At 44.4% G+C, this 26,298-nt stretch carries 21 protein-coding genes; all 21 read right to left on the bottom strand.

Annotated elements, in window-relative coordinates:
- Positions 1-233 precede the first annotated feature (233 nt).
- The 21 genes from ACEZ3G_RS16410 to ACEZ3G_RS16310 all read right to left on the bottom strand — a co-directional run bounded on the left by ACEZ3G_RS16410 (position 234) and on the right by ACEZ3G_RS16310 (position 26,251).
- Positions 234-1,352: a tyrosine-type recombinase/integrase gene (locus ACEZ3G_RS16410; RefSeq protein WP_432426610.1), complete on the bottom strand. Its 1,119-nt coding sequence runs from the start codon at positions 1,350-1,352 to the stop codon at positions 234-236.
- The gene (locus tag ACEZ3G_RS16405; RefSeq protein ID WP_432426609.1) at positions 1,349-2,446 is read right to left on the bottom strand and encodes an amidohydrolase family protein; all 1,098 of its coding nucleotides are present in this window, start codon (positions 2,444-2,446) and stop codon (positions 1,349-1,351) included. Before ACEZ3G_RS16405 ends, ACEZ3G_RS16410 begins: the two co-directional genes overlap by 4 nt.
- 73 nt (positions 2,447-2,519) lie before the next feature.
- Positions 2,520-4,547, bottom strand: a complete 2,028-nt coding sequence (locus ACEZ3G_RS16400) for a DUF349 domain-containing protein (RefSeq protein ID WP_432426608.1) — start codon at positions 4,545-4,547, stop codon at positions 2,520-2,522.
- A gap of 444 nt (positions 4,548-4,991) precedes the next feature.
- Positions 4,992-5,735 (bottom strand): shikimate dehydrogenase family protein, encoded by a 744-nt coding sequence (locus ACEZ3G_RS16395; RefSeq protein WP_432426607.1) that lies wholly within the window; start codon positions 5,733-5,735, stop codon positions 4,992-4,994.
- A 220-nt stretch (positions 5,736-5,955) separates the two neighbouring features.
- The gene (locus ACEZ3G_RS16390) at positions 5,956-6,981 is read right to left on the bottom strand and encodes a DUF368 domain-containing protein (protein WP_432426606.1); all 1,026 of its coding nucleotides are present in this window, start codon (positions 6,979-6,981) and stop codon (positions 5,956-5,958) included.
- Between the two features lie 11 nt (positions 6,982-6,992).
- Positions 6,993-7,907: a DUF368 domain-containing protein gene (locus tag ACEZ3G_RS16385; protein WP_432426605.1), complete on the bottom strand. Its 915-nt coding sequence runs from the start codon at positions 7,905-7,907 to the stop codon at positions 6,993-6,995.
- Between the two features lie 69 nt (positions 7,908-7,976).
- Positions 7,977-9,377, bottom strand: coding sequence for a tetratricopeptide repeat protein (locus ACEZ3G_RS16380; protein WP_432426604.1), 1,401 nt, complete (start codon positions 9,375-9,377; stop codon positions 7,977-7,979).
- Positions 9,378-9,474: 97 nt separating this feature from the next.
- Positions 9,475-10,656, bottom strand: coding sequence for an aspartate aminotransferase family protein (locus ACEZ3G_RS16375; protein WP_432426603.1), 1,182 nt, complete (start codon positions 10,654-10,656; stop codon positions 9,475-9,477).
- A complete protein-coding gene (locus tag ACEZ3G_RS16370; protein ID WP_432426602.1) occupies positions 10,646-12,364 on the bottom strand; it encodes an OstA-like protein in 1,719 nt (572 codons plus the stop codon). Before ACEZ3G_RS16370 ends, ACEZ3G_RS16375 begins: the two co-directional genes overlap by 11 nt.
- A 165-nt stretch (positions 12,365-12,529) precedes the next feature.
- Complete coding sequence (locus ACEZ3G_RS16365; RefSeq protein WP_432426601.1) at positions 12,530-13,738, bottom strand: DUF2911 domain-containing protein; 1,209 nt, start codon at positions 13,736-13,738, stop codon at positions 12,530-12,532.
- A 20-nt stretch (positions 13,739-13,758) separates the two neighbouring features.
- A complete protein-coding gene (locus ACEZ3G_RS16360; RefSeq protein ID WP_432426600.1) occupies positions 13,759-15,144 on the bottom strand; it encodes a DinB family protein in 1,386 nt (461 codons plus the stop codon).
- 76 nt (positions 15,145-15,220) lie between these two features.
- Positions 15,221-15,625, bottom strand: a complete 405-nt coding sequence (locus ACEZ3G_RS16355; RefSeq protein ID WP_432426599.1) for a nuclear transport factor 2 family protein — start codon at positions 15,623-15,625, stop codon at positions 15,221-15,223.
- Positions 15,626-15,659: 34 nt separating this feature from the next.
- Positions 15,660-16,262 (bottom strand): DinB family protein, encoded by a 603-nt coding sequence (locus tag ACEZ3G_RS16350; protein ID WP_432426598.1) that lies wholly within the window; start codon positions 16,260-16,262, stop codon positions 15,660-15,662.
- A 50-nt stretch (positions 16,263-16,312) separates the two neighbouring features.
- Positions 16,313-16,759 (bottom strand): ester cyclase, encoded by a 447-nt coding sequence (locus ACEZ3G_RS16345; RefSeq protein ID WP_432426597.1) that lies wholly within the window; start codon positions 16,757-16,759, stop codon positions 16,313-16,315.
- Positions 16,760-16,857: 98 nt separating this feature from the next.
- The gene (locus ACEZ3G_RS16340) at positions 16,858-17,700 is read right to left on the bottom strand and encodes a DUF6597 domain-containing transcriptional factor (RefSeq protein WP_432426596.1); all 843 of its coding nucleotides are present in this window, start codon (positions 17,698-17,700) and stop codon (positions 16,858-16,860) included.
- Positions 17,701-17,835: 135 nt separating this feature from the next.
- Positions 17,836-19,602, bottom strand: a complete 1,767-nt coding sequence (locus tag ACEZ3G_RS16335) for an SGNH/GDSL hydrolase family protein (RefSeq protein ID WP_432426595.1) — start codon at positions 19,600-19,602, stop codon at positions 17,836-17,838.
- A gap of 54 nt (positions 19,603-19,656) precedes the next feature.
- Entirely contained in the window at positions 19,657-20,496 is an 840-nt protein-coding gene (locus tag ACEZ3G_RS16330; protein ID WP_432426594.1) for a sugar phosphate isomerase/epimerase family protein, read from the bottom strand.
- 35 nt (positions 20,497-20,531) lie between these two features.
- Entirely contained in the window at positions 20,532-21,947 is a 1,416-nt protein-coding gene (locus ACEZ3G_RS16325) for a Gfo/Idh/MocA family protein (protein ID WP_432426593.1), read from the bottom strand.
- 11 nt (positions 21,948-21,958) lie between these two features.
- On the bottom strand, positions 21,959-22,768 hold the full coding sequence (locus ACEZ3G_RS16320) for a 3-keto-disaccharide hydrolase (RefSeq protein WP_432426592.1): 810 nt from the start codon (positions 22,766-22,768) through the stop codon (positions 21,959-21,961).
- Positions 22,769-22,829: 61 nt separating this feature from the next.
- Positions 22,830-24,230, bottom strand: coding sequence for a Gfo/Idh/MocA family protein (locus ACEZ3G_RS16315; RefSeq protein WP_432426591.1), 1,401 nt, complete (start codon positions 24,228-24,230; stop codon positions 22,830-22,832).
- A gap of 14 nt (positions 24,231-24,244) precedes the next feature.
- On the bottom strand, positions 24,245-26,251 hold the full coding sequence (locus ACEZ3G_RS16310) for a sialate O-acetylesterase (protein ID WP_432426590.1): 2,007 nt from the start codon (positions 26,249-26,251) through the stop codon (positions 24,245-24,247).
- Positions 26,252-26,298: the final 47 nt, after the last annotated feature.

Below are 26,298 nucleotides of genomic sequence, written 5' to 3'. Positions count from 1 at the left end.
CGAGCGAAACCGAGTGCATATCAATAAAAAATTTTAGCGCAGCGAGACAGAAATTTTTTAGATATGCCGAGGTTGAGGTATTGCCGACATCTTGTTTATATGTGGTGGGTTTTCGCCACTTTTATTCCAATATGGCTGGCTAAGAGTGTATTTCGATAAAAAAACAAATTCTTAGTAATCTTAAATATCGGGGCCATAATGGTCTTTGTCATACGTTAAAATTAAGAAATAGCCTACAATTCGTCAAAAGGATTCTTTATACGTCGCAAACTACCGGTTGAAACGTGCGTATAGATCATCGTGGTCTTTGGACTGTTATGGCCGAGCAATTCTTGAATGTATCTGAGGTCGGTACCATTTTCCAATAAATGTGTGGCAAAACTGTGGCGCAGGGTATGAAGCGTTGCAGGCTTTCGAATACCGGCCTTTCTCAGGTTTCGCTTTAAGACCTGCCGCATACTTACTGCTGAATATTGGGGCGCTCCTTGGCCGACAAAAAGATAGTCTTGCGGTTTGTAGGCGTCCATGTAGTCTCTCAAGAGCATAGCGAATTTTTTCGATAATAGACTATATCTGTCTTTTTTGCCCTTGCCGCCCTTGATATGGACCAGCCCCCTTTCAAAATCGATATCGACCACTTTCAATGCCAACGCTTCGCCTACTCTGAGACCCGCCGAGTACATTAGGCTCAAAAAGGTTTTATGCTTTAGGTTTTCTGTAACCTGCAACAGTTTTTTGATTTCCTCGAAATCAAGTACCAAAGGCAGCTTTTTCGGTTTTCGGGGTCTTTGAATGTCATAATCCTCTAGATTCTTATTGTGGAATTCAAAATATTTTTTGATGCCATTGATGCACTGGTTTTGATAGCTGATCGATTTTTTGGACCGAACAATGAAGTCGTAATTGAACCGTTCTATCGATTTCGACGAAAACATATTTAAGTTTTTCGCCAAGATATATCGAATGTAAAAAGCGGTTACTTCTGCATAGGTGTTGACCGTGTTATCGCTAAGACGCTTTTGTTGCATCCATCTTCTGAACCGCGCCAGGTCATCTTCGAATTTTGGGGGCACGTGTTTGTGCGTATTTTTTTTGTTTTTGGCGATGGTCGGGTCGGCGTCCTGGTCCGTTAGGGCACTATAATCGATGAACCAGTCTTTTTGGCGAAGATGGTTGTAGATTGTCCGTTTGTTTTCGGTACTATAGGGCAGATAAAAAACCTTTTGGGTCTGGCTCCATTTGATCTGGTCGAGCAGCCTTAAATGCTTTCTGATCTCGTCGTCATAACCAAAGTTAACGGCGATCTGGTCTTGCCCACGGTGTAAAATTTTTGACAGCTTGATCTTTTTCATGGCTGCCCCACCTTCAGAAAGTCGGCCATGTTCTGATAATAGACCTTGCGCAATATAGCTTCTGAAAGGTTGAGGCCGGCCGATCTTTGATTTCGGATCTCCACGGTATCGGTACCGCTCAAGTACTTCCATCGCAACCTATAATCTTCATCGAGTTCGGCCCGCTCTTCTTGTAGTGCCGTGGTGCTCAATGAATCTTGGGGCGTATTGTTGCCAAAATCGGTGCCGAACATGATACGGTCTTGGTACTTCTCATAAAAGGCCCTTACTTTCTTAGGGTTCTGGCTTACGAGATCCCCGAACCGTGCGGCAGGCTCCACGTACATGTTTTGAAATTTGTCGAGCCGCTCGGCGATCATATCGACATCATGCGACATGCTGCCCATATGCGCGCAGAGAATTTTAAGATCGGCATTTTTTGCGATCCAATTGTCTCGTGCCGCAATGATCGTTTCATAGGGGGGTATTTCAGGATGCTGGTACGCATGGTACTGTGGATGCTGTGTGTAATAGCCATAGTGCGGATTGTTCGGGTCGTCCAAAGGGCGCCAAGCCTGTATCGGTTCTCCGATATGGGCCATGACCGGAATGTTTTTTTCTGCCAGAAAATCCCAGATGGGCTGTAACCGCTCATCGTCTATTTGTATGTACTTGCCGCTCGCATCTTTGGTCACCATGCCGAAGTTCTTCCATACTTTGACCATCTTGGCCCCTTGTTCGATCTCTTTCGTCAAACGTGCGATTTCCTTTTCGGCAAAATCGGGGGCGTCGATACCCACGCCTATCAACGAGCTGCACAACCAGAACATTCCGGGCCGGGCCTCGGCCAGCGCTACATAGTCGTCCCAACTTCTTCTTATATCGGTAGAATCTTGCAGGGCCACATCGACCAGTACCCCTTGCATGTTCCAAGCCTTGAAAAATTCGGGCAGATAATCGCGGTCATAATGAAAATGGGCATGTACGTCGATTTTCTTGATGGTCTCCATAGCGACGGAGGCCTTATCGGGTTCAAGCTCTTGTTCTTGTTTTGGTTTTTCATTACATGAAATGACAAAAGCAAAAAGGATCAAAAAACGGATTGTATTTTTCATATTTCAGGAATAGGGTTTGTTGTTTTTGATATTATTTTCGATTCATTTCCACGATTTTGGTCGACCGCCTAACTCATTCCTCCTCCGAAGTCGAAACCGCACCGTTATCGTTTTCATCTTCACCTTCTTCTTTGTTCAGTCGGTTCTCCATGATATTCAATCTCTTGAGCTTGGCCTTCCATTCCGTAAGGGCCTCTTTGTGCGCATCGATATTCTTGATCACATCTTGCACGATAGGGCTGTCTTCAGAGGCATTCGAAAAGAATTGCAGGTTGGTTTCCAACTGTCGTATCTCGTTCTTGCTTTCGTCTATTTTTCTGCGGATGAACGTTCGCTCTTTCTGGATCGCGCCCGAATCTTCTGCCTTGGCCAAGCGTTTGATCTTGTTGCCGTATTTCAACAACTCCGATTCTTGGCGGCTGACATTGAGTTTGCGCAAGAGGGCATCGATGATCTTATTGAATTTTTGGTTGATTCCCTTTTTGTTGAAGGGTACGTGGCCATAACTTTTCCATTCCGTTATAAAGGCCTTTAACGTTTCGAGGTCGTTTTCACGATCGTCGGATATCTTAAAGTCTTTCAACCTTTCGATGCAGTCGTTCTTTTTTTCAAGGTTTTCGACCTCTTCTTTATGGGCGTCGTTTTTAAGCGCGTGCAAGCGGTCAAAGTAGTGGTTGCAGGCCGCCTTGAACTCATTCCATATTTTATCCGAGAATTTGCGCGGCACATGGCCTATTTTTTTCCATTCGCTCTGGATCCTTTTCATCTCTTGGGTGGTGGTGTCCCAATCTTCACTGTCCTTCAGCGAGTTCGCCAAGTGCAAAAGCGACCGTTTTTTGTCGAGGTTTTTCTGTTGCTCCCCTTTCATGTTCTTGTAAAAGGCATTCTTCGACCGATTGAAGCCGCGAACCGCCTCCTTGAACGCGGCCCAGGTCTGTTCGTTTACCTTTTGGGGTACCTTGCCGGCTTTGAAAAAGGCATCGCGGTGGGCTTCTATCTGCTTTATTTGTTGTTGCAATGCCCTGTGGTTATTGGCAATGTTCGCCGTTAACTTAGCGATATCTGCAATGATTTCATGTTTCTTTTCAAGGTTCGCTTCATAGGTCTTTTCAAGGGCCTTGTAATGGTTTTGTCGCCGTTGGTGCAATACTTTTGTGGCATTGCTGAAACGTTCCCAGATGGCCTCGCGGTGTTCTTGGCCTACGGGGCCTAGGTCTTCTTTCCAGACCTTATGAAGGGTCTGCAGCTCGCGAAAGGCCTTGTTGAGGTCGGGTTCTTCGGCCAACGCCTCGGCGCGTTCGGCGATCTTGGTCTTTTCTTCAAGATTGTTTTTGAAGTCGAGGTCGCGAAGCTCACGGTTCAGGTGCAGAAAATCATAGAAAATCTCGACATGGTGGTGATAGGTTCTCCAGACGTCGTTATAGTGCGTGCGCGGAACGGGCCCCGCATTGCGCCACCGCTCCTGCACATCCTTGAAGCTTTTGTAGGTCGTATTGATATCTTCTTCAACGTTGACCAGTCCCTTTAGTTCTTCGATGATAGCCTGGCGCTCCGTTAGATTTTCCTTGTGGCTTTTCTCAAGGTTCTTGTAATATTGGTTGCGCCGTTCACGGTAATCCTTATAAAGTTCGTTGAACTGCCTTTTCGTTACCGAGTTGTACCTAAAATCGATTTCATTGCCGCCGTTGTTGACAAAATCTTCTTTTTTTTGCTCGATGAACTCTTGAAACTTTAGGTTGAATTCGTGCTTGATGCCATCGACATGCCTTTTGATGGCCTGCACTTTTTCCGTCCGCAAAAGGCGTTGAAATTCGCCCACCAAATTTTCCATCGACATCGAGTGGTAATCCAAGAGCGGAATGTGGTGCCGCTGTTGGTTGTCAGAATCCTCGGCGTCTTCGGCGTTCTCTTCGTCGATTTCGCCCACGGCATCGGGTTCGCCCTGATCGTTAGTGTCCGAATCGGTTACGGGCGTATCTTTCTTCTCTTCTTCGTTCGGTACTTCAGAGGTTTTCTCCGATTCTTGCTTTGTTTCGGCAGTTTCTGAATGTTGTGTTCCTTCCACCGTTTCCGGCAGCTTTTGTTCTTTCTCTTCCAGCATTATATCAAAATTTATTCACTATCGGCCAAAGCCTATTGTAAGATAGTAACATCGGTGCGAACGGCAAAAATAATGTCGTTTCTTTTTATTTGGGCGCAACCCCGCTGGGGCGCGGTCGGGCTTTTCGCTACAATGCGTCGCCATGGGTATGGCACCGCGATTTTCGCTGCAATCCCTTGCGCAGGGGTGCTTTGTCGTTGGGTAAGGGGTATTACATGACCACCGGAAAAGTTTTTGATCGAAGGGAGTGCCCAGATGCCCTGTGTCGGGGTACCTATGACATGTCATTCCCGCGAAGGCGGAAATCTAAATAACACAATTTCGGTTCCCGATGCGTATCGGAATGTAACCGTCGAAACCTGCCTGCCCGTAGGCAGGTACCTCTACGGCTATGCCTCGAGAATAGTTCGTTTCAAGAAATTCTTTATAGCGGGGTTTGGTTCGTTACCTGTTCCAGATCTGCCAAGCCTTTTCGGCCTGCAGCTCGAGCATTTTGAGCCCATTGAGTATCGTGGTGCCACGTAGTTCGCCCTCTTCGAGAAAACGGGTTTTTTCGGGGTTGTAGATCAGGTCGAACAAGAGATGTTGGCGGCCCAAAAAGTGATAGGGTATTGCGGGCAGGTCTTCTATGTTGGGGTAGGTGCCCAAAGGGGTACAATTGACTATTATTGGGTGTGTTTCAATGGTTTTTTGGTCGAGGCTTGCATAGGTCATCCGATCGGCACTCCCATTTCTTGACACGAAGCGATATTCGATATTCATTTCGTCGAATACAAAGGCGACCGCCTTAGAGGCCCCGCCGGTACCCAGTATCAGTGCCTTTTGGTGATGGCTTTTCAAAAAAGGTTCGATCGAGTTTTGAAAACCATAGATGTCGGTATTGTAGCCCTTGAGTCCGTTTTTAGTGAATTTAATGGTGTTCACCGCCCCAATTTTTTTGGCTTTGACACTTAGTTCATCCAAAAACGGAATGATGGCTTGCTTATAGGGAATGGTCACGTTCAGCCCTTTTAGGTCTTTGTTGTTCGCGATCAGCTCATGAAACTCTTCGATTGCCGAAAGGTCGAAATTTTCGTAAGAGTGGCCGTTCAGCCCCAGTTTTTCGAATTTACGGGCAAAATATCCTTCCGAGAAAGAATACGAAATATTCCTTCCTATCAAACCGAACCTATTTTTTTTATTTTTCATATCCAACATCCAACATCCAACATCCAACAACTATCAACCCTCAACTCTCAACCCTCAACTATCGACCCTCAACCCTCAACTCTCAACTCTCAACCCTTAACCCTTAACCCTTAACCCTCAACCCTTAACCCTTAACCCTTAACCCTCAACTCTCAACCCTCAACTATTCGACCCTTAACCCTTAACCCTTAACCCTCAACCCTTAACCCTCAACTAACAACTAGCGACCGACCCTCCTGCGCCTATTTTTGCCGTACCAGTCCAAAACCAGCAGCACCAGGATCCCGACGACGATAAAGAACAGGGCCCACCAGTTCTCCGAGCTTGCCAAGTCAGGAAAATACCGTTCATAGTTTGCGATGATTTCCTTTCCGTTGGTATCCAATAAGACGCTACCGTCTGCATGGGTTCTGAAAATGGTTCTTTTCCAAGGCCAGACCACACCCAATGAACCGGTGATGAAACCGATGATGACGGCAGTGGTGATGTGTCTGAAATGTTTCAATACATATGAGAGTATGTGCGAAAGCGTAACGAGACCTGCCGCCGAGCCTAAAGTGAATACCGCCAATATTTTTAGGGTGTGCAGTCTTTCATCATTTTCAACAAAACTAAAATCGCCCCTAAAAACCTCGCCGAACGTTTCGTAGAGGGCATTGACCGAGTCGACGAGCAAGAGCACATAATTGCCCAATAGAATGAGTATGAAAGAACCCGAAAGCCCGGGTAATGTCATGCCCGAGACACTGATCATTCCGCATAAAAAGATGAACAACAGGTTATCGTTTTCCCTGGCCGGACTCAAAAAACTGATCGATACGCCCACTACTAGGCCTATTATACCAGCTATAATGGTTTTTTTGTTCCAATGTTCGAAATCTTTCGAAATGTAGTAGATAGAACCCAAGATCATTCCAAAAAAAGCGGCCCAGACATAGAGCTCCTTTCTTTCGAGAAAATAGTCGAGCAGTTGCGAAACGCTGAAATAGCTAATAAGAATGCCCGAGATCAGCAATATCAAAAAAGTGGCGTTCACATAGCGATAAAAACTTTTAAAACGCCCGTTGAACAACAATTTTAAGGCCTTGAGGTTTATTTTTTGCAGCGAATAGATAAACTCTTCGTAGAACCCGCCGACAAAGGCCACGATGCCGCCCGAGACCCCGGGCACCTTATTGGCGGCGCCCATGCAGAGTCCTTTGATGACCAAAAAGAACTTGTCTGTTAAAGACCGGGGTTTGTGCATGCTTGCGGTACTTATTTTTTCGAGGCCGTTTTCTCAAGCATAAAAATAAGGGAAAAACCAAAAATGGCCGCTATAATGGCATACATCAATTGGTGGTCGCCTTCAAATGCGAAAGGCGATACGTTCTCATCGATGATGATTGTCTTTTTGCCGATGGTCTTTGTTTCCAAAATACGTTTCCAAGGCCATATTTTATTCAATGAACCCAAAATGAATCCGGTCAAAATCGCCAAGGTAATGTTCTTGTAATGGTCGAACATCCACTTTAAGAGCCTTGCGAAGCTCAGGATCCCGAAAATGATGCCAAGTGCCATGGTTATAAGGATCTTGAAATCTTTCTCATCAATGGCGTCGATTACCGTTTTATATGAACCGAGCAGCACCAAGATAAATGACCCCGAGATTCCGGGCAATACCATGGCGCAGATCGCCAACGCCCCCGAAAAAAAGATATAGGGTAGGCTGGCCGAATTTGTAGAGGGAGGTAGCGAGGTTATGAAATATGCAAAAATCGCACCGACCAAGAGCAAACCGATGACGGGTACGGTCCATTTTTTTATGTTCTTCGCCACAACGGCCACACTGGCCAAAACCAGCCCGAAAAAGAAAGACCATAGCGCAATCGGTTCATTTTCTAGAAGCCATTTGATCAAACGTGTGAATGAAAGAATACTGATGGCCATACCCAAGAGCAGTACCACAAGAAAATTACCGTTCAAAGCGTTCCAAAAACTTTTGAATCCTTCTTCGCGCCATACCTGTAATGTTTTTAGGTTCACATTGTTGATCGTACCAATGAATTCTTCATAAATGCCGGCAACGAACGCAATTGTTCCCCCTGATACGCCGGGCACCAGTTCGGCAATGCCCATGGCCATGCCTTTCAATAGAATGTAAAAATGTTGAAGCAGGTTTCGTCTTTCCATATCAAAATATAGTGAAACTATCGACCGTCATCGATTGCGGCGGTCAAAAAGAAATCAAAAATAAGGTTTTTATCTCGAAGCTTTTTTCGCCGATGCGATTATATCAAGAGCCCATTCAGATTGCGAAAATTGTTCGAATTTTTCCTGAAAAAGATAAAATTTATCGCTATCCTTTTTCAAGGCCTGGGTAAGCACAAGGCGTGCATTTACCCTATCGTGGTTCAAAAGATGGTATCCTGCCCTTAGATACAGTAGCTCGGCACTTTCTGGGTGAAACTCCGTTCCTCGCCCCAAAATGGCGATGGCATCTTCTAAATCGTTGTTCGATTCGGCGGCCTCTGCCCATTTCAACCAAGTATCCAATTCATTATCACCCAATTCAATGGCCTGCCCATAGGCATAATCGGCTTGGTCAAAACATTTTAAACAGGAGTTTATATGGGCGCATCTTTTCCAATAATCAGAATTTTCACCATCGATGTTCAATGCTTTGTTGATATAGTAAAGGGCTTTCTTATAGTTCTTTTTTTGAATATAGAAATTGGTGATGGCCAACCAGCCCTTGTCGAGCAAGGGATCCTCATGAACGGTCTGGTAATAATAATATTTGGCCATGTCGTCATTGCCCAGTTTTTCATAACATTTGCCGATTCGAAGGTAGGCGTGTGAGGTAGGGTCCTCGATCTTAATGGTAGTCTCGTAGTTTTCTATGGCCTCTTCATACCTGCCCATTTTTTCAAGCACCTTGCCTTTTTCAAAATAGGCCCCGATAAACGAATCGTCGGATATTATGGCAAAGTCATAGGCCGTAAGTGCCTCGCTGAACATTTTTTTTGAGAAATACTGTTTGCCCAACTGGTGCCATGCGACCTCGCAATACGGATTGCCGTCGAGATAATCGTTCAGATATTGTATGGCACCTTCATGATCCTCCAAAAATTCGAAACAATAAATGACATTGTACAGCGACGAATAATCGTGCTGGTCATGGCTGACACAGCGCATAAAGTTTTCTTTGGCCTTTTTGAAATCGTCCATGAAAAGGTATTCCATGCCCAGCAACGAATAGATATCAAAACTGTCCTCGGCAAGATCCAATGCTTTTTGGAGTAGATTTACCGCGGCCTCATGGTTGTCTTTTTTAGAAAGTATGTTGGCCCTTTGAATATAGATTTCCTCGTTTGAACCATCCAACAGCTGAAGTTCGTCCAACATCAGTTCGGCAACGTCCAAATTGTTCTCGAAGACCAAAACCTCGACATTCAACAACTTTAGTTCAATGGAAACAGGATGCTGCTGCAATCCTATCTTAATCGCTTTCTTGGCCAAAGCTATCTTTCCGTGATTCAAATAGTGGTGAATAATGTCCTCAAAATCCTCAGCGTCAAAGAAGTAGACGTCATCGGTTTTCAACATACTTTCAAACTTGGCTATGGGTTGGCTCGGTCTTTCGCTAGATTCTAACGCCATAGGAACGTTTTGGTTAAACTATGGATTTAAAAGTACTTCTTTGAAGTAACCTAATCTTCAGGATTTGGGCTTTATTATTAACAAATTAGTTAACAAATTATTGTTCGAGCTCCATAAAAACCGATAGTATAATGGCGCATCCTTTTTCGATTTCATCGAGAGAAATGGTCAAAGGCGGGGTAATTCTAACGGCCCGGGGCTCAAAGAGCAACCAGAACAGGATCAGGCCCTTTTTAGCGCAGGCCAATATCACTTGATCGGCAATATCCTTATTTTCAAAAAGCAGGGCCAGCATCAATCCCTTACCGCGTATTTCCTTTATGAGCGGATGACGTAACAATTCGCGGAACATCATTTCTTTTTTGGCGGCTTCTTCAATCAGGTTCGATTCGGTAATTTCCCGTAGGGTCGCCAAACAGGCCGAAGCGATTACGGCATTGCCCCCAAAAGTGGTTATATGCCCTAATTTCGGACGTTCTTGAAGTGTGGCCATCATTTCATGCGACGCCGTAAAGGCACCGACAGGTAGCCCTGCAGCCATACCTTTTCCCATCACAAGGATGTCGGGCGTACAGTCATAATGCTCGAACGCAAAAAGTTTGCCGGTTCGTCCGAAACCGGGTTGAATTTCGTCAAGGATCAATAGGGCACCCTTAGCGGTACAGCGTCGGCGCACCTTTTCAAGATATCCGTCGGTCGGTTCAATGAACCCGGCGCCACCCTGAATGGTCTCCAAGACAACGGCGGCCGTTCTCTCGGTAATTTTCTCAAGGTCGTCCTCCGTATTATAGTCGATAAAGGTTACATCGGGAATCAATGGCCGAAAAGCACTTTTTCTTTCCTCGAGGCCCATAAGGCTCAAACTGCCCATCGTATTGCCGTGATAGGCATGTTTTGCCGCAATGATTTCTGAACGCCCCGTAAACCTTCGGGCCAATTTCATAGCCCCCTCGATAGCTTCGGTACCTGAATTGACCAGATAAGTGGTCTGCAGCGAAGAGGGTAGTAACGAGGCCAATAATTTGGTGTAGGCGACGGCAGGTCGTTGAATATATTCCCCATAGACCATAACGTGCATGTACTTTTCGCTTTGCTCTTGTATTGCCGCGATGATCTTTGGGTGGCAATGACCGAGGCTACAGGCCGATACACCGGCCACAAAATCGAGATGGGCCTTGCCATCGGTGTCGTAAATATAGCTGCCATTGGCATGGGAAACCTGCAAGGCAAGCGGATTCGGAGTGGTTTGTGCCTGATATCTCAGAAAATCATTTTTCATCGGATTGTGGCGACTTGGTTTTTTGTGTTGTAGCCTCTTCGGTCGGGTCACGGGCCTTATCGTTCGCCGGTTCGATTCCGTTTACGGGATCCCCCGGGTTTTTGGACTTTTCATCTTCTTCGGCGTCGATGTCGATAGGATTTTCAATACCACGAATGATCACCAATTCGATATTGTTGTCATCTTCATCGAAGATATCATCCTTGGTCATCAGGCGTTCATCACCGCGCCATATAAACCCATTCAGTTTTCGGCTTTCCTCGGGTAATTCGCTTTCCGGGAATATGTCCCCATCAGGATTCGTAATAAATGTAAGGTCTTCAACATCATTGTTGGCGAACGTAATACGGATAGCGCTGCAGATAGTCTTATCGATGCCGATTAGTTCTTGGTCATCATTGTACATATAATAGATGACTTCGGTATTCTTTACCAAATCGACGATCTTCAATTCATTGTCGATGAATTTTCCGTACAGGTCTACGCCCTTGGCCTGATTGTACCCTGTTTTTCCGATGCTGTCGAGCGAGACCACAAAAGCATTCTCAAGTACTTTCAGTGAATCTAGTTTTTCGGTCTTGACATCACTGAGAATATGAATGCTGTCACCGGTCATCTGGTTTTCACCGTTCCACAAGACGGGGTTTCGTACCAATTGTGTCAAACCCGTCCGTTGTTCAAAATGGATGGAATCACATTTGCCGCTCATGTCGGTCTTGAACATTTTGGCATTACGAAAGGCTCTTAAAATACGTTGGTCGGATTTTCCGGTAACCATTAATGTATCACCGTGCATATAAAGCGAATCTTGCTCGACAAGCGATATGGAAACCGCCCTTTTTGTCGCAAAAACGGAATCTTTCGCCTTGTGCACCTCGGCATAGTGTGCACGAATAACCCCTTTGTTAATGGTATCGGTGACCTTAATATTGTTCGTGGCCGAGGCAAATTCGGTGGCTTTGTCAAAATATACGCTGTCTCCCTCGATGATACGGTTGTTGTAATCGATACGCGTATTCTTGATTCCGTAGCCACTTTCGATCTTGGTATCGTAAAACCCCCGTTCGCAATATATTTTATAGGTTTCGCCGGTAATGGTCGATGGCCCGTACATATAGGCATTTTTTGAAGTGGTGTAATAATCTAGCTGTTCAGAATCCAAAATGTATTGCGGATTGTCGATATGAACACTGTCCAAGAACTGGAATTTTTTCAATTCCATAAAATAGCGGCCGATCTCACTGGTCAAGGTGTTGGCCGAATCGACCACTGTGCCAAAGTCTTGGTAATAGGCCTGTTGGTTTTCACGGTCCCAGCGTAAGGTGTCGGTTTGCAAGGTCATACTGGTGTTCGTCAAAACCACATTTTCATAAGCCTTGGCCAGTTTTATATTGCCATCGTAATTGACCTTGCCACTGGTCATGGTCACAGAATCGCCTTGTTGAACGCGAACATTGCCAATGGCCCTCAGGCGATTTTCTTTTTGAAAATGAATGGCGATATCGCACCAGAGGTCGGCGCCTTCGTGTTCGAATTGAACCTGTTTGTCGTCTTTACTGAAAATAAAGGCCCCGGGAAACCGCTCCTCGTCCTTGGTGAAATTGGCGCCGTGCACGATATTGATCTGTTTGACTTCGGTAGAATCTTCTTGAGCCCAGCCAAAGAAAAATCCGGTAATAAAAAAGAATATGAGAATACGTCGCAACAAGCCCGGTTATTTTGCCCAAAAATATAACTTTTTGATGCAGCCGCTCAAAAGATTAAGAGGGTTTTGGCAAATTTGTCCGCAAAAACCGTGATTAAAAAAATAGAACAATGGTCTGGTCGTATATTCAATAGAAACTTTGGCAAAGATAATCGGCGCAGGTAATTCCTAATTATTTAGGGTAAAACTTATTTCGGAAATGGTATTTTCCCATGAAAGCCTTAGCATCCCTTTCTTGCCCATTTCTATAACTTCGATAGTAAACTTGTCGGATTTTTTTGACGTTTTGCTCAATTTCATGGATACCCTCGCCACGTCAAATTCTGGAAGATGTACACTTCCCCATGCATCGAGGTTTGAATTAAGAATCAGGGTAAAGGTATCTTCAGTGGGCAAACTGTAAACGTTGTATTTTCCTGCCTTGACTTTTTGGTCTCCAAATACAATGTCCTTATCAAATGATATGGTGGTCGCCGCCCCGGCCCCTGTTCGCCATATTTCTCCATAGGGTATGATATTCCCGAATATTTTTCTACCCCGTATAGAGGGTCGGCCATAGTCGATTTCGATGGCTGCTCCCGCAATGGTTGCCGAGATTGTTTCATAAGGGGAGGGATCGCCGATGGTAGGCCTGTCTTTAAATCTGTCGGTGTAGTGCTCAATATCAACTGGATCGACTCGGTGAATGTTAAGATTCCAAACCGATCCGATGCCATCGATGTTTTCGATTCTACCGTCATCGTTTAAATAAAGTTCAATTGATTCGGAGATATTGCTCCAAAAACGGATATGTTTTTTGTTGATTCGCTCTAACTGCAGGTCGTACAATCCAACATAGGCATTGATGAATTTCAAACCTCCTATTTTTTCTTTGTCTTGTTCAAGGAACCAACTGACCAACCATTCGAATTGCGCAATAATTGGTATCCAGTCCCCATTGAAATGATAGCCATCTGTTTGATGTACGATTCTGGTAAGACCCGAATCATTTTCTTTGCTACCTTTTTGCAGACTTTTGAAATCCAATAGTCCATCATTTAGCTTTGCGTAAAACCGATAGGGAAGAAACCCTGTTTTTGAATCGATGGACAACGAAGTGTTCGCTACATCGTTGTATAGAAAGTTCAGTTCGCGAATGGAGCCATTTACGGTATCATATTTAATATCAAAATGACGTACATAATTTTCAGGGAAACCGTGCACCGCTTTACCGTAGATTTGATTTTTGTACAATGTAAAGGTTTCAATCCCTATGGTGTCTTTATTGCCCCATTCCATGATATAACTGGCCGTGTAGGGTTCTTTATTTTGCCCGACCAGAAGGTCGCAACATAAGATTAATGCCAATAAGAAATAGGCGTTTCCAAAAGTTCTCATATGAAGACTTAGACTATTGGTTATTTACCCTTTAGGGTATTGTTTTTAGGAAAATCGGTATGTGCTTTGATGCGCTCGATTTGTCGAAGATGTCTGTCAGTATGGCCATAGTGTACAACCAGAAAGCCATGCACGCTTCGAAAGCCTTTGGGTTCATTTTTTCTGGGCATGAAATGCGCTTTCAAATCTTTGTCCGTAGTACTTACTAGTTCTTCCAACAGACCTCTTCCATAAACGAAATAATCCAGATTGTCCTTGCCCCTAATATAGCCTGATGGTTCGGCATGTCTTGGAGCTGTATGAGGCTGTTTCTCGGCCATCCATTCCAAATAGACTTTGTCTCCTAATATTTGATTGGCAAGTTCAGGTCTTGGGTCGGTATTCTGCAATGTCGCGCGACCTTCTTGTAGGTACAATCGTTCGTAAATACCCATATGTTCCACTACTTGGGCAATGTTCCATGAGTCCTTGTCCGGTTTAAAATGCCATTGTTCGTTCGTAAGGTTTTCGGTAGCGGCGATCATTTCGTTTTTGGTACGCTGCAATTCGCTTATAAGTGTTTTTCGGTCGTCGGCCGTCCACATTTTTATTTTGTATTCAATCGGTTCAAGTCTTTCAAATTGCTCATCGATAAGATAGTTGTCATAAGTATCTGAGTTTAGATAGCCTTTTTGATGGTATTGATTTTCTGAAACATTCCAATCAAAACGTGGTTGACTATCAACCATGCTTTGGTCTTCCCATGACCAACAACGTACTGTTTCTTGATATTTCCCTTCGCTATCAAATGAATAGGTGCCAAAAGTAATGCCATCGACTACTTTTTTATCCCTGTCGAAAAAGGTGCCTATGAAAAAATTCGGGCTTATGATTTTGATAACACGGCCATATTTCTCCCTAATCTTCTCAATAGTGAATATTTCCTTTCCATAGGTTGCTTCCACCAAATCCCAAACCCCTTGGGGAGACTTTTGATTTTTATAGACCCAGTTCAGTTTGTCAAGACGCTCATGAACCGCATAATATGGGTATTTGAACTTATCGGTATTTAAATGACCTTCTTGTATTAGTTTGCCGTCTTGTACCTTCATTTTGAATATCTGATGATTGCCAACTGCCGATGGGTCCCAGGTAAAATATTCAACGGTTTCCACATAGTTGCCATCTTTCCATTCATAGGTTCCCCCTCCTGTGCCAGCAAATTTTTGTGTTTTTGGCCAATAGAAAATTGATGCCCAACGTGTTTTTGTAATGAATTTCACCATTTCGCAGTCGGCAAACTGTTTCGTGTTCTCGTTCCAAGAACTGGCAACGACCCGCCAAACACCGGTAATGTCTTTCGTCTGTTCTGTTTGGCCCCAAGTCAAAATTGGACATAGCAGGGCCATTAAAATGAGTTTTTTCATTTTTTGTGGTTTTGTAGTTTAGTAGTGAAATGTGTTGAAGGCCTACTTGGCTTTCGGTTGTTGTGAGGTGTTCTCTTTAAGACCGCCAACCAGGGCTCGTAATATCCCTTGGATCAAAGAAATTCTTTTGGTCGGTTATTTTTCCATCTTTGTCGACGCTAAACCGGTCAACGATTCGAAGCGTACAGGCAGGATCCTTGATATGGCATAAGAACTCTGCGGTCACTTTTGACAGATTTTCATTGGTGTAGGTTTCCAATAGGTCGGTGCCCGCAACAAGGTCAGGCAGGGGCGCCCACCAATTTTCTTTGATAAAGTCACGACCGTTCATGGGCTGTTGCGAACCCATTGGGTGAATCGGTGCGCGTAATATAATGTCGTCATGGTATGGAATGGTATCGAAGTTTCCGGCCCCCAGTCCATTTATAACATAGTTTTTTGCCAGTTCATGTAACTGCTGCTTTCTTTCTGAATTTTTCATGTCTATAGTTCTTTATATATGGTTAATCAATGTGCTATTTTGGAAAATTGGCATCCTGCATTACTTCTTCCATTTGTTGTACATGACGTTCGGTGTGCCCTGACATGAACCAAAGTATTTGGTACCCATCTATGGTGCCAAAAGGCAACTCTCCATAGAGGTTCCTTAAATCGTCATTGGTACTTTTCATATATGCAATGTGAGCTTTTCGCTGTTTGTTGAAAGCCTTTAAACTTTGCTTATGTGATTTATATTTGCCAGTCGGTTCGAAAACCTCTGATGTTTTTACTTTATTGCCACGATCGGTAATGACGGCCATTAATTGCTCATCGCTCATCTTTACCTCGGAACGCCTCGAAGGGTCCGCCGGTTTTTCTAATGCGGCCTTCAACATTTGGTTAAAAACTTTTTCGGAGATCGTGAGATGTTCTAAACATTCACCTACTGACCAGGAGTCGGAGTTCGCCTTGAAATCAAGTTGGGCCTTGTTCAGTCCTTTAATGACGTTGGCAACGCGCTGTTGGGTTTCGAGCATGCTCTCGATTGCATTCTTTCTTTCTTCATCGGTTATGGTGCCCGGTGCATTGTCAAAGCTGGTCAAAAGCAATATCAGACCTGCGACAAAAATATTTTTCATCGTATTTAATTTTGTAATTAATAATGTCTTGTGGTTTTACTCGTCGCGTGTCAGCTTAGTTGCTTGACAAAGTTGCTATGGTTCCAGTTTATGGTCAAATCATCGATAAATCCGTCAGAATCTATCTTAAAAATAAAGATGTGGTCTTCTTCAAATGATTTGCCACGGGTTGGCAACCCGCCAAAATCTTTTTCTTGTTTCCCGCGAATGGTCACATCACATTTTACCTTGCCGTTTTCGGTTACGACTGAATTTATAGTATTGTCAATAGTAGGAAAGCTATCGATTAAGGCTGTCCAAATGGCTTTTCCGGTTTCATGTATTTTTCCTTTTCCATCCTCACCAAGAGGCAAAAAAGAGATTGTTCCTTTCTTTGAACAGTTGTCAAGCATTTTTTGCACATTTTGGTCTTGATAGGCTTTCATAAAATCGACACTTCGATTTTTCCATGAAATAGACAGGGGCTGCTCTTGAGGATTGTCTTTTAAGGCTTCCATAAATATTATTTTTTTAATGATGGAATAAAAGTAATTCGTACAAAAACCAAAAAATTGTAAAAATGCGCCAAACTTGACATTGCGTCTAAGTACTTTCATTAAATACCTTCCTGCAAACGCCTTTCCACTAACGATATGCGATCGACATAGTTGGCCAATTCAACATTTGTCTTGGCATATTTGCGTGGCGTTCTGCCGGAAAAGTATTTAAAATCCTTTATAAAATGACTTTGATCGTAATAACCGCCTTTATAAAGTACATCCATCAGGTTAATGTCACGGTTGCCGGCCATCAGCGAACAGGTATACCCAAATCGACGAATTTTCGCGTAAGTCTTGGGGCTTACCCCGACCTCTTCTAAAAATCTGCGTTCAAAGTTACGGCGACTCATAGGCACCTTATCAAGTAGCTCGGTAACATTGATTTTACCTTTGGTGTAAAAGATTTCGTTGGCGGCATCGATTATTGCCGGATCGCCGTACCCCGTTTTTTTTATAAGCTCTAACAAATAGGTTTCAAGTATTTTTATCCTTTCGGGATGGCTCTTTGCCATATTTGTCCAACTTTCAACTTCGCTGTCAGGGTTTGATTGTACCGTTGAAAAACAGATGCGCTCATCGGTAAGCTCATACATGGAAAGCTTGTAAAAATTATAGATCGCGGCGGGCTTAAAGGCAATTCCCATAACGCTGATCTTGCCATTGATGTGCAAGGTATAATTGCTCAGGGCCTGACCGGTCATGAAACAATTGGGAACTTTTCTTTTTTCATACTTATGGTTAGAGACATGGTAAGTGTCCTGAAAATTGAACACCAATGAGCATAGTCCGTTTGGTGGGCTTTCGATTCGCAATGGTTTATCTGATTCGACCTCCCACACGAAATAACACTCCACAAATTTTTCCAATAATTTGGCAGGTCTATATTTTCTATAATCCATTTTTTGGCTAGTATCCTGAAAGCGGAGGTGTTGTGATCTTACAATTTAGCAAATTGAATCATAGAATCACAATCCTAGTCCAAAAAAGCAATAGACTTCGGTATATACAGACTATTACAAATCAGATTCAGGAAATCACAGGGAGATTATTGGAAGCAGGGCAGACCTCATTTTCAAATAGCCTTTTTTATTGGGATGCAATCCATCAGAGAACAACGATTCGTCGATTTTTTCGTCGCTTTTTAGAAAGACGTCACCAACATAAGCATAGTTTATGCCCAATTCTTTGGCCAAGCGCTCGATCTTTTGATTTAAGGTTTTGACGCGTTCTTCTTGATCCCTTCTGGGTAGAATTCCCATTAAAACGATTTCGGCATCGGGTTGTCGTATTTCAACGGCTTGCATCAACAGTTTTAGACCGGTTGTGATTTCTTCATCGGTATTCAAATGCAGATTGTTGGTACCGATCATGACCAAGACCTGCTCCGCTTTAAAGCCGTCCAATTCACCGTGATATACACGCCAGAGCACATTTTCGATGCGGTCCCAGCCATAGGCATAATTGCGAGCGCCCAAGGGAGTCAGGTATTTTTCCCAAGTGGTTTCTTCACGGACCAGTTTCGATCTTGGCAGCCCTCCCCAGAAGTGCACGATCGAGTTGGCCAAGATCACTTTTTTAGGGGGATTGTTTTTGTTCATTTCCAAAATCTCGTTGTGCCGCTTTTCCCAATCGTAATTATTCGGTTCGCGATATTGCGTTACGGGTAGGGTGGTGGAGGTGTTTCCCGTGGGTTCGTTCAAAATTTCACGAAGTTTTGTTTCATAAGCTTCGGCATAATGGATCATTCCAAGATCGTTCGGATGCGTACCGTCGACTGTATCATCGATCCGTAAGCCAAGTTCTTCATATGACAGGTAATGTAAACCTGTAATACCTTCACTTTGTAATTTTTTATATGTTGCCCTTTGAATGCGGTTGACGCGTGAAAACGCGTCTTTTCTTTCATCACGAATAAAGCCGTCGGTATAACCGGCATGGTCGACCAATAAAATTGGGGTCTCGGGCCGTTCTTTTCGTAGCTGTCTGACCGAATACACGATTCTTTTTTCCAATTCGGCATCATCGTAGGTTTCCTCGCGCCACAGATTGGGCAGGCAATCAAGTATATAGATCTTCGCATCGATTTCGTCCACTAGGTCGATCAGCTCTTTCTCCAAACGTCCGTTGCCCGAAAAGGCAAGGTTGATCAACGGGCGATCCATTTTACGGCTCAGTATGTTCGTCCATGCCATGCCCGGCCGACTTGCACAGGCCCCGTGGGCAATCGAAGTGCCATAGACGACAATGGGTTTTTCCTTTCGAACGGGCAAAGGTTCAAAATGGGCACTCTCGGGAATTCCGATTTCCATCCATTCCACAGTATTGTAAAGTGGCAGGTTCAGGCGGTATTCCCTTCCCAGATCATGGTACTTGTCATTGGAGCGCAAGCCATTAAATTTGAAGGTAATGGTGTCTGAAAAAGTACGTCCGCCATTGCACCACAACCATTCCCCATCACTGTCCTTGGCGTAAAGGTCGACTCCGCTGACCCCGGTGGCCGGCATGTGATCCATCGCTTTTCGAAGTCCCACACCATATCGAACAATGATTTCCTCGGCATTTGATCTGAACCTGATTTTCAGACCTGAAGCATGCTTTGAAAGATTCCAGACAGGTTCGCGAACGTTTTCTTTTGCCCTTTTCGGCAATCGGTCATAGAAATCTTCAACTTCGGCGGGCCATACTTGTCCTTCCAATACATTAAATGCACTTTCCTGAGGATTCCACCATTTTACGGCCACTTCTTGGGAACACCCCTTTATGACAATAAGACAACATATAAGGAGTAACTTTTGCTTCATTTGCAGACGGTTTATATTTCGGGGAAAGTTCTAGACATACGCTTTTATATAGAATTAGAGCATACTTAAAATTCCCCTTACGTAACCAATCGATTCCGAAAGTCCTGAAATGGCCTGATTCCCATCTTTTTCATATTCAATGCCCAAAATACCGGAGTACTTTATTTCTTTCAAGGCTCTCATAATATTGGCAATATCCATTTTGCCGCGTCCGATCTCAACATTCTTTCCTTCGGGAATCTGCTCGTCGATATCCTTGATATGTACATCGTACAATCGGTCTTTATACTTTTTGATCTCGGCTGCCGGATCAAGGTTCAGGCGAAAGGTATGCCCGGTGTCGATACAAAGGCCTATGCGTTCATCAAGATCTGCGATTTTATCATACACACTTTTGGGGGACGGAAAAATATCGTCCTCCGGGCCATGGTTGTGGATCGCCAATTTGATATTGGTTTCCTTTACCTTTTTTTCGATGGCTGGCAACAATTCATGGTTCGGGGCACCGATGATCATTTTCAGACCTGCCGTTTTTGCATAGTTGAAATATGTTTCTACATCGTCCGCACTTTTGAAGTAGATGACGCCGCCCCCATACAGGTTAAGGCCCCTCGCCTTGACCTTATCACGGATATACCGCAGTTCTTCATCGGTCGATTCATAAGGTAGATGAAAACTTTTGAAGGCAACATCCTTGATATCCAGTCGCTGTACGATCTCAATAAGTTCGTCAAGACTATATTTTCGAAGGGTGTACGAGGCAAGGCCGACTGTCAGTTGGTGGTCGTTCAATTTCTTTTCTGGCAATTCTTTTGTACTTGAAAAAGATGAAGTGCCCAAGCCAACGGTCGCCAGACCGACAGTTTTGATAAAACCTTTTCTAGATAAATTCATAATACCAAATTTTCCCGTACACGAAACGGACCTGCTCAAAACTCGCGATAGCTTCCTTCCAGATATTGGTTGGCTTCTTCTTCTGAGAACCTGGCCGAAGAACTGTCCCAATGCAAGGTCTGGTTCGGAAAACGCCCGGCAATTACGCCCAACAAAATGGTTTCGGTCAGCCTCGATGCATACGAAAAAGGCGCGGTCGTTTCGCCATTGCCCAGACAGGCGTCAACGAACTGATGGTAGTGTTTGGGCCCTTCCGATTCATAGTTGCGAACAGGTTCGCCGATACCCATAGCCTCGATTTCTTTGGAGATATCAACATATTCACCGTCCACTATTTTTGAGGGCAATTGCATGAAATGCGGTAGTAATAGGCGCCCGTTTTCACCCACAAACATGGCCCCCTGTTCGGGCAACTCACCTTTGGCGGCCGTTTTGGCATCCAAAGACATTTTATCCTCCATGCTTTGTTCACCCTTTTTATCGTTCTTCGACGAACTGGCTCCTGGTAGTATGAGGTCTTCATGGTCTTCAGGGGCACCGGGACCGTCGTACCAAATCCACTTCAAGGTATCTGCCGTATATTCGGTGGCCGGAAACTCATAGGTCACAATATTCTTTTCAGGATAACCAAACCCACTTGGTGCACGGCATTCGTTTCTAATGGTCTTCGGCACATCAAGATTCAGCGCATTATATGGCGTATCGAAGATATGGACCCCCATATCACCCAATGTTCCGCAGCCATAATCCATCAATTTTCGCCAGTTACCCGGGTGATAAACACCTTCTTTATAAGCTGTTTTTGCCGATGTGCCTAGCCAGAGATTCCAATCTAAGCTTTCAGGTACGGGGTCACTGCCCTCAGGCTTCGGGCCATCATACCCCCAATTCTTGGGAGACCATGCATGTACGGTATGTACTTTTCCGATAATTCCCGATTGAATAAGAAGGGTAGCTAGTTTGTAATCGTAAAAGGAATGAACTTGAATGCCCATTTGCGTGACCAAGTTTTTTTTGGATGCCAATTTTTTCATGGCCCTGGCTTCGGAGACATAATGTGTCAATGGTTTTTGACAGTAGACCGGTTTGTTCATGTTCATGGCCATCATCGATGCCGGTGCGTGGGTATGATCGGGTGTCGATACGATAACTGCATCAATTTCATTGGCCAATTCTTTTAGCATGACCCTGTAATCTGAATATGTTTTTGCGTTTGGATGCAGTTTTTTTGCGGCAGCAAGATTCTTGGCATCAACATCGCAAAGTGCCGTAACGTCAACTAGTTTATGGGAAGATATTGCCTGTAGATCGGCCGCGCCCATATTGCCCACACCGATGTGTGCAGTTCGCAGGCGTCCATGGGGTCCGGTTTTACCCATTACCAAAGACGGTGCGAGGGCAACCCCTACGGCACCAAGACTACTTTTTTTGAGAAAATCCCTTTTATTCATTTTATAATATTTTATAGTTTTTTGATTTTTATATTTCTGAACCAGATGGGACTTGCATGATCTTGCAAACCGATGAATCCGGATTCGTATTTACCGTAGTCTTCAGAATTTTTCCACTTATCGGAGTTTTTCTTTTCTTGCCAATCGTCATCCCATGGAACAAAGGAAAAGAGCATTTCACCATTGAGCCAATGTTCGACTTTTTCAGGGGTGAAAACGATTTTCGACGAGTTCCATTCACCGATAGGGTGCAACGTTTTATTTGCCGGTGCCGGATGCATTGCGTAATCGGCGCCGGTTTGCTGTAGCGGCTTCAATTCTTCGGGTTTTTCGGTGTACCCCAGACTTTTATTGTATTCGGTCAAGCTCTTCTCATGCATTTTCGCATAATTCTCGTCGTCGATCAATTGGTATTCTGGCGAAACCTCTGGTGGACCGTTATAGCCCTCCTTTAAATGATAGAAAATGCCGCTATTGCCACCCTCTGGTAATTTCCATTCAAGGTATAATTCAAAATTATCGAACTCTTCGGCGGCATAGATGATGTCCTTTCCACCTTCGTAGGCCTCTTCACTATCCAGTTTTTCAAGTCCTAAATCAGTCTTGAATGTCAGTACGCTGTCTTCGATCACCCAACCTGGGGGCATCGTTTTTCCGTTATAACCGCGCCAGCCTTCAAGACTTGAGCCGTCAAAAAGATAGATCCAGTCATCTGCTTTGACTTCGGTGTCGGCCACGGGTTCTGATTTTTCAGTTTTTTTTTCGGTCTTGCAGGATAGTACGGCTATGGAAAACACAGCCAATAAAATTGATTTTTGCATTGAAATTGTTTTTGGTCGCTCCTGCAAAAAACAGGAATCGTACGATTTATTCGAATAGGTTTTAACTAATAATTTTCAAAGGTTCTGTGCTGGTCCAATTACCACGGGTGAAATCTGGGAAAGCCTGTGGCATGCCGCCATTGGCCACCGAAGCTTCGCTCAATGGACTGACCGCACTCCAAAAGGCACCTTCATATACATTTTGGTCGAGTGGGAGCCCCTTTTGCAGACATTCGACGATACGGTACATCATAATACCGTCCATGCCACCATGACCACTTCCTTTAGCGGCTTGGTTCAACCTTTTGTAGAGCGGATGATCATACTTCTCATATATTGCCGCCAATTGTTCTCCTTGGGCCCATTGATGATGGTTTTCGGTCGCACCTTCAACACCGCCTTCTAGGGCTATACGCGTCGGGAAACCTGCCAGGATTCCTTTTGTGCCTTGAATCAAATTGTGGCGCGAATAAGGGCGCGGACTGGTCTCGTCCCATTGGATCATGATGGTACGCCCCAAATGTGTCTTAACGATCGAAGTGTTTAAATCTCCACCCTTGAAGTCGAGCTTGTTCCAATTGTGGTCTGCGGGATAATTCTTTTCGGCATATGATTTTCGGCCCCGCGCGGGAGTGGAATAAGATACCAAGGTGCCAAAATTGTCCTCGGTACGTGCCAAGTTCATATATTGTGCAACAGGCCCCAAACCGTGTGTGGGGTAGAGATTTCCGTTGCGATGGGCATAATGCGGCGTACGCCACGACCCTGTAAACCGATCTTGTTCCTCCATCTGAAAACGCAGTTCATGGATATAGGCAGCCTCGGCATGCAAAGGTTCGCCGATCACTCCTTGTCGGCACATGTTCAGGTACATCAGTTCTTCTCTGGCATAATTGACATTTTCCATCATCATACAATGCTTTCCGGTCGCTTCAGAGGTGTCCACAATATCCCACGTCTCATCGATCGTCAATGCCATCGGAACTTCCGTAAAGGCATGTGCGCCTTTTTTCATGGACTCGATTACCATGGGGGCGTGATTGGCCCAATTGGTGATGACAAATACGACATCGGGTTTTACCTCGTCCAACATGGTACGCCATTTGTTCTCGCCGCCGTAATAGAGCTTGATATTTTGATGCTGTTTTCCATTGCCTATTTTCTTGGCTTCATCGCCCCACTTTTTGGCAAGGTCTTCATAGAGGTCGCAAATTGCGACAACTTCGGTACCCGGTAGACCGGCAAAGAATTTCAAATGTGAAGGCCCCCTATTTCCGACCCCGATAAAGGCCGCTCTCACGGTTTCGAGTTTAGGCGCGGCAAATCCGCCCATGTATTTGTGCATAAAGGGGCGTTCTGAATATTCGACCGTGGTTTGAGACATCAAAGGCCCCATTGATAAGGCTGCGCCCGCAAGCGATGTCTTGCGAATAAAATTTCTTCTGTTCAAGTTGTTACTCATTGGTATCGTATTAATTATTCTTCAGTTGTAAAAGAGGATGCCGGTAGGCCTTCCGTATTAAACAGGGAACCTGCAATATAATCTTTCCAGCCATACCGTACATATTTCGGAGCGTTTACCGATGGTGACGAGACTTCTACCTTGTCTCCCTCAATCTTTGCTACGGCAGGATGAAATATTCTATCTTCTCCAGCGATTTCGAATCCTGATGGATTTGGGTTTTGAGCCACTAATCCGCTTTCTGCATATTCGAATGCCAATGCTATTTTATTTCCTGAAATGGTTTGGGATTTGTAGAGTGGGCCAGAAGCGACAATATCCTTACCGTAATCATTTACCAAGGCCAGTCGCGCCAGCCGATCTCCCACATCTTGTTTATTGCCTGGGTGAATGTTGTTCGATACACCGATATCCATAGTGACGGCCATGCCCGTTTTTGGGGTTTTAAGGCTTTTTCTCTGGGCATCTCGAAGGGCAGGTGATAGTCCATTGCCATATTCGAAAGGCGCAATTTGAACAAAGTAGAACGAAAAATCACCGTTCCAACGCTCGCGCCAGTCTTGGATCATGCCTGGGAAGAGCTTTAAGTATTGATCATGGCGACCTACGTTACTTTCTCCTTGATACCATATGGCCCCTTTGACCGAATACGGGATCAAAGGCTTGATCATACCATTGTACAAGGTCGATGGGGTGTGGGCATCCAATTTGAACGACTCCAGACCTTTGGGAGGATTTTCAAGGGCACCTTGGTTCTTATGTAGCAACAAAAAGTCGGATACTTGTATGCCCGCTATTTGTTGATAGCTCCATCCTTCAAGAATATCGACTGCCGTATCGGTATCGTTTTTGGTCAATGTGACATCACCAATAAAGCCACCACCGCCCCCGGTATCGATAACGCGAACTGCCAAGGTGTTTTCTCCTTCTTTCAATAAGCCTTTGCGTATGGCATAATTTCTAGGGGTATTATGGCCGAAGGTGCTACCGATTTTCTCACCGTTCACATAGGTAATGTCAGAATCGTCTATACCACCCGTTACCTTGAAAGTATAATTCGAGGTCTGATCTTCGATCATCACTTTTTTTCGAAACCAATAGACCCCATCTTTATTAATGACCTTAAGATTTTCCACTACGACAGGTAAGGCCGTGGTGTTCCATTTTGAATCATCGAAGTCACTATTTGCGTAAGCGGCGTCATCAAGGTTTAGATTTTGCCATTCCTCTTCTGATACAGGAATTTTTTTAGTCGGGAATTTTGAATACCAATCCTCGAAAACTTTAATATTTTCCGGTTTTATCGCTTCGAGCTCTTTTTCGAATTCCCCAAGGGAAATTATTTTTTCCTTGCTCATCCACGATTCCACGGGTGTGCCGCCCCAATTGCTTGTAATAATTCCAACCGGCACATCCAATTCCTGATGCAATTTTCGGGCAAAGAAATAGGCCGTTGCACTGAAATCGGAAGCCGTCTCAGGATTCAAAGGCTTCCATTGACCTTCGAATTCTTTTTCAGGAAGCGGGGCGATCGTTCTTGGAACGTCGATATAGCGTATTTGAGGAAAATTAGCATTGGCGATTTCTTCTTCTGAATCGTCGATGGGGTCGTTCGGTAGAAAGCCTTTTAAGGGCATCTCCATATTCGATTGCCCAGAGGCCAACCAGACTTCGCCGATAAGAATATCTTTCAATGTAATGGTACTGTCTTTTGCAGTGATCGTCACGGTAAAAGGTCCACCGGCCCTTGGCGTTTTCAATCGGGCGGTCCATTGGCCCATACCATCGGTTGAAACCGAGGTTTTTTCCCCCCAGCTTGCAACAATAGATAGTTCTTGGGCCGGGGTATATTTTCCCCAAAATGCAACATCGTCGTTTTGCTGTAAGACCATATGGTCCGAGAAAAGGGAATTGAGCGATAAATCTATTTTATCTTCCTCTTTCTGGGAATGCTCACATGCGAATAAAGCCGAAACAAGGATCATAAAAAGAAACCCTTTCAAGGTGTAGATTCTTAGCATCCCGTAATTTAATGAAATTGTGGGATATCATAGGTACTTTTTTATCC

This window comes from Meishania litoralis (assembly GCF_042611095.1).
In the GTDB taxonomy this organism is placed as follows: Bacteria; Bacteroidota; Bacteroidia; order Flavobacteriales; family Flavobacteriaceae; genus Meishania; species Meishania litoralis.
This window is presented reverse-complemented; position numbering and strand designations above follow the sequence as displayed.

What these genes read in the sequence shown, in the direction of transcription:
- ACEZ3G_RS16410 (WP_432426610.1), bottom strand. Translation starts at nt 1,352, where the DNA reads ATGAAAAAGATCAAGCTGTCAAAAATTTTACACCGTGGGCAAGACCAG.
- ACEZ3G_RS16405 (WP_432426609.1), bottom strand. Translation starts at nt 2,446, where the DNA reads ATGAAAAATACAATCCGTTTTTTGATCCTTTTTGCTTTTGTCATTTCA.
- ACEZ3G_RS16400 (WP_432426608.1), bottom strand. Translation starts at nt 4,547, where the DNA reads ATGCTGGAAGAGAAAGAACAAAAGCTGCCGGAAACGGTGGAAGGAACA.
- ACEZ3G_RS16395 (WP_432426607.1), bottom strand. Translation starts at nt 5,735, where the DNA reads ATGAAAAATAAAAAAAATAGGTTCGGTTTGATAGGAAGGAATATTTCG.
- ACEZ3G_RS16390 (WP_432426606.1), bottom strand. Translation starts at nt 6,981, where the DNA reads ATGCACAAACCCCGGTCTTTAACAGACAAGTTCTTTTTGGTCATCAAA.
- ACEZ3G_RS16385 (WP_432426605.1), bottom strand. Translation starts at nt 7,907, where the DNA reads ATGGAAAGACGAAACCTGCTTCAACATTTTTACATTCTATTGAAAGGC.
- ACEZ3G_RS16380 (WP_432426604.1), bottom strand. Translation starts at nt 9,377, where the DNA reads ATGGCGTTAGAATCTAGCGAAAGACCGAGCCAACCCATAGCCAAGTTT.
- ACEZ3G_RS16375 (WP_432426603.1), bottom strand. Translation starts at nt 10,656, where the DNA reads ATGAAAAATGATTTTCTGAGATATCAGGCACAAACCACTCCGAATCCG.
- ACEZ3G_RS16365 (WP_432426601.1), bottom strand. Translation starts at nt 13,738, where the DNA reads ATGAGAACTTTTGGAAACGCCTATTTCTTATTGGCATTAATCTTATGT.
- ACEZ3G_RS16360 (WP_432426600.1), bottom strand. Translation starts at nt 15,144, where the DNA reads ATGAAAAAACTCATTTTAATGGCCCTGCTATGTCCAATTTTGACTTGG.
- ACEZ3G_RS16355 (WP_432426599.1), bottom strand. Translation starts at nt 15,625, where the DNA reads ATGAAAAATTCAGAAAGAAAGCAGCAGTTACATGAACTGGCAAAAAAC.
- ACEZ3G_RS16350 (WP_432426598.1), bottom strand. Translation starts at nt 16,262, where the DNA reads ATGAAAAATATTTTTGTCGCAGGTCTGATATTGCTTTTGACCAGCTTT.
- ACEZ3G_RS16345 (WP_432426597.1), bottom strand. Translation starts at nt 16,759, where the DNA reads ATGGAAGCCTTAAAAGACAATCCTCAAGAGCAGCCCCTGTCTATTTCA.
- ACEZ3G_RS16340 (WP_432426596.1), bottom strand. Translation starts at nt 17,700, where the DNA reads ATGGATTATAGAAAATATAGACCTGCCAAATTATTGGAAAAATTTGTG.
- ACEZ3G_RS16335 (WP_432426595.1), bottom strand. Translation starts at nt 19,602, where the DNA reads ATGAAGCAAAAGTTACTCCTTATATGTTGTCTTATTGTCATAAAGGGG.
- ACEZ3G_RS16330 (WP_432426594.1), bottom strand. Translation starts at nt 20,496, where the DNA reads ATGAATTTATCTAGAAAAGGTTTTATCAAAACTGTCGGTCTGGCGACC.
- ACEZ3G_RS16325 (WP_432426593.1), bottom strand. Translation starts at nt 21,947, where the DNA reads ATGAATAAAAGGGATTTTCTCAAAAAAAGTAGTCTTGGTGCCGTAGGG.
- ACEZ3G_RS16320 (WP_432426592.1), bottom strand. Translation starts at nt 22,768, where the DNA reads ATGCAAAAATCAATTTTATTGGCTGTGTTTTCCATAGCCGTACTATCC.
- ACEZ3G_RS16315 (WP_432426591.1), bottom strand. Translation starts at nt 24,230, where the DNA reads ATGAGTAACAACTTGAACAGAAGAAATTTTATTCGCAAGACATCGCTT.
- ACEZ3G_RS16310 (WP_432426590.1), bottom strand. Translation starts at nt 26,251, where the DNA reads ATGCTAAGAATCTACACCTTGAAAGGGTTTCTTTTTATGATCCTTGTT.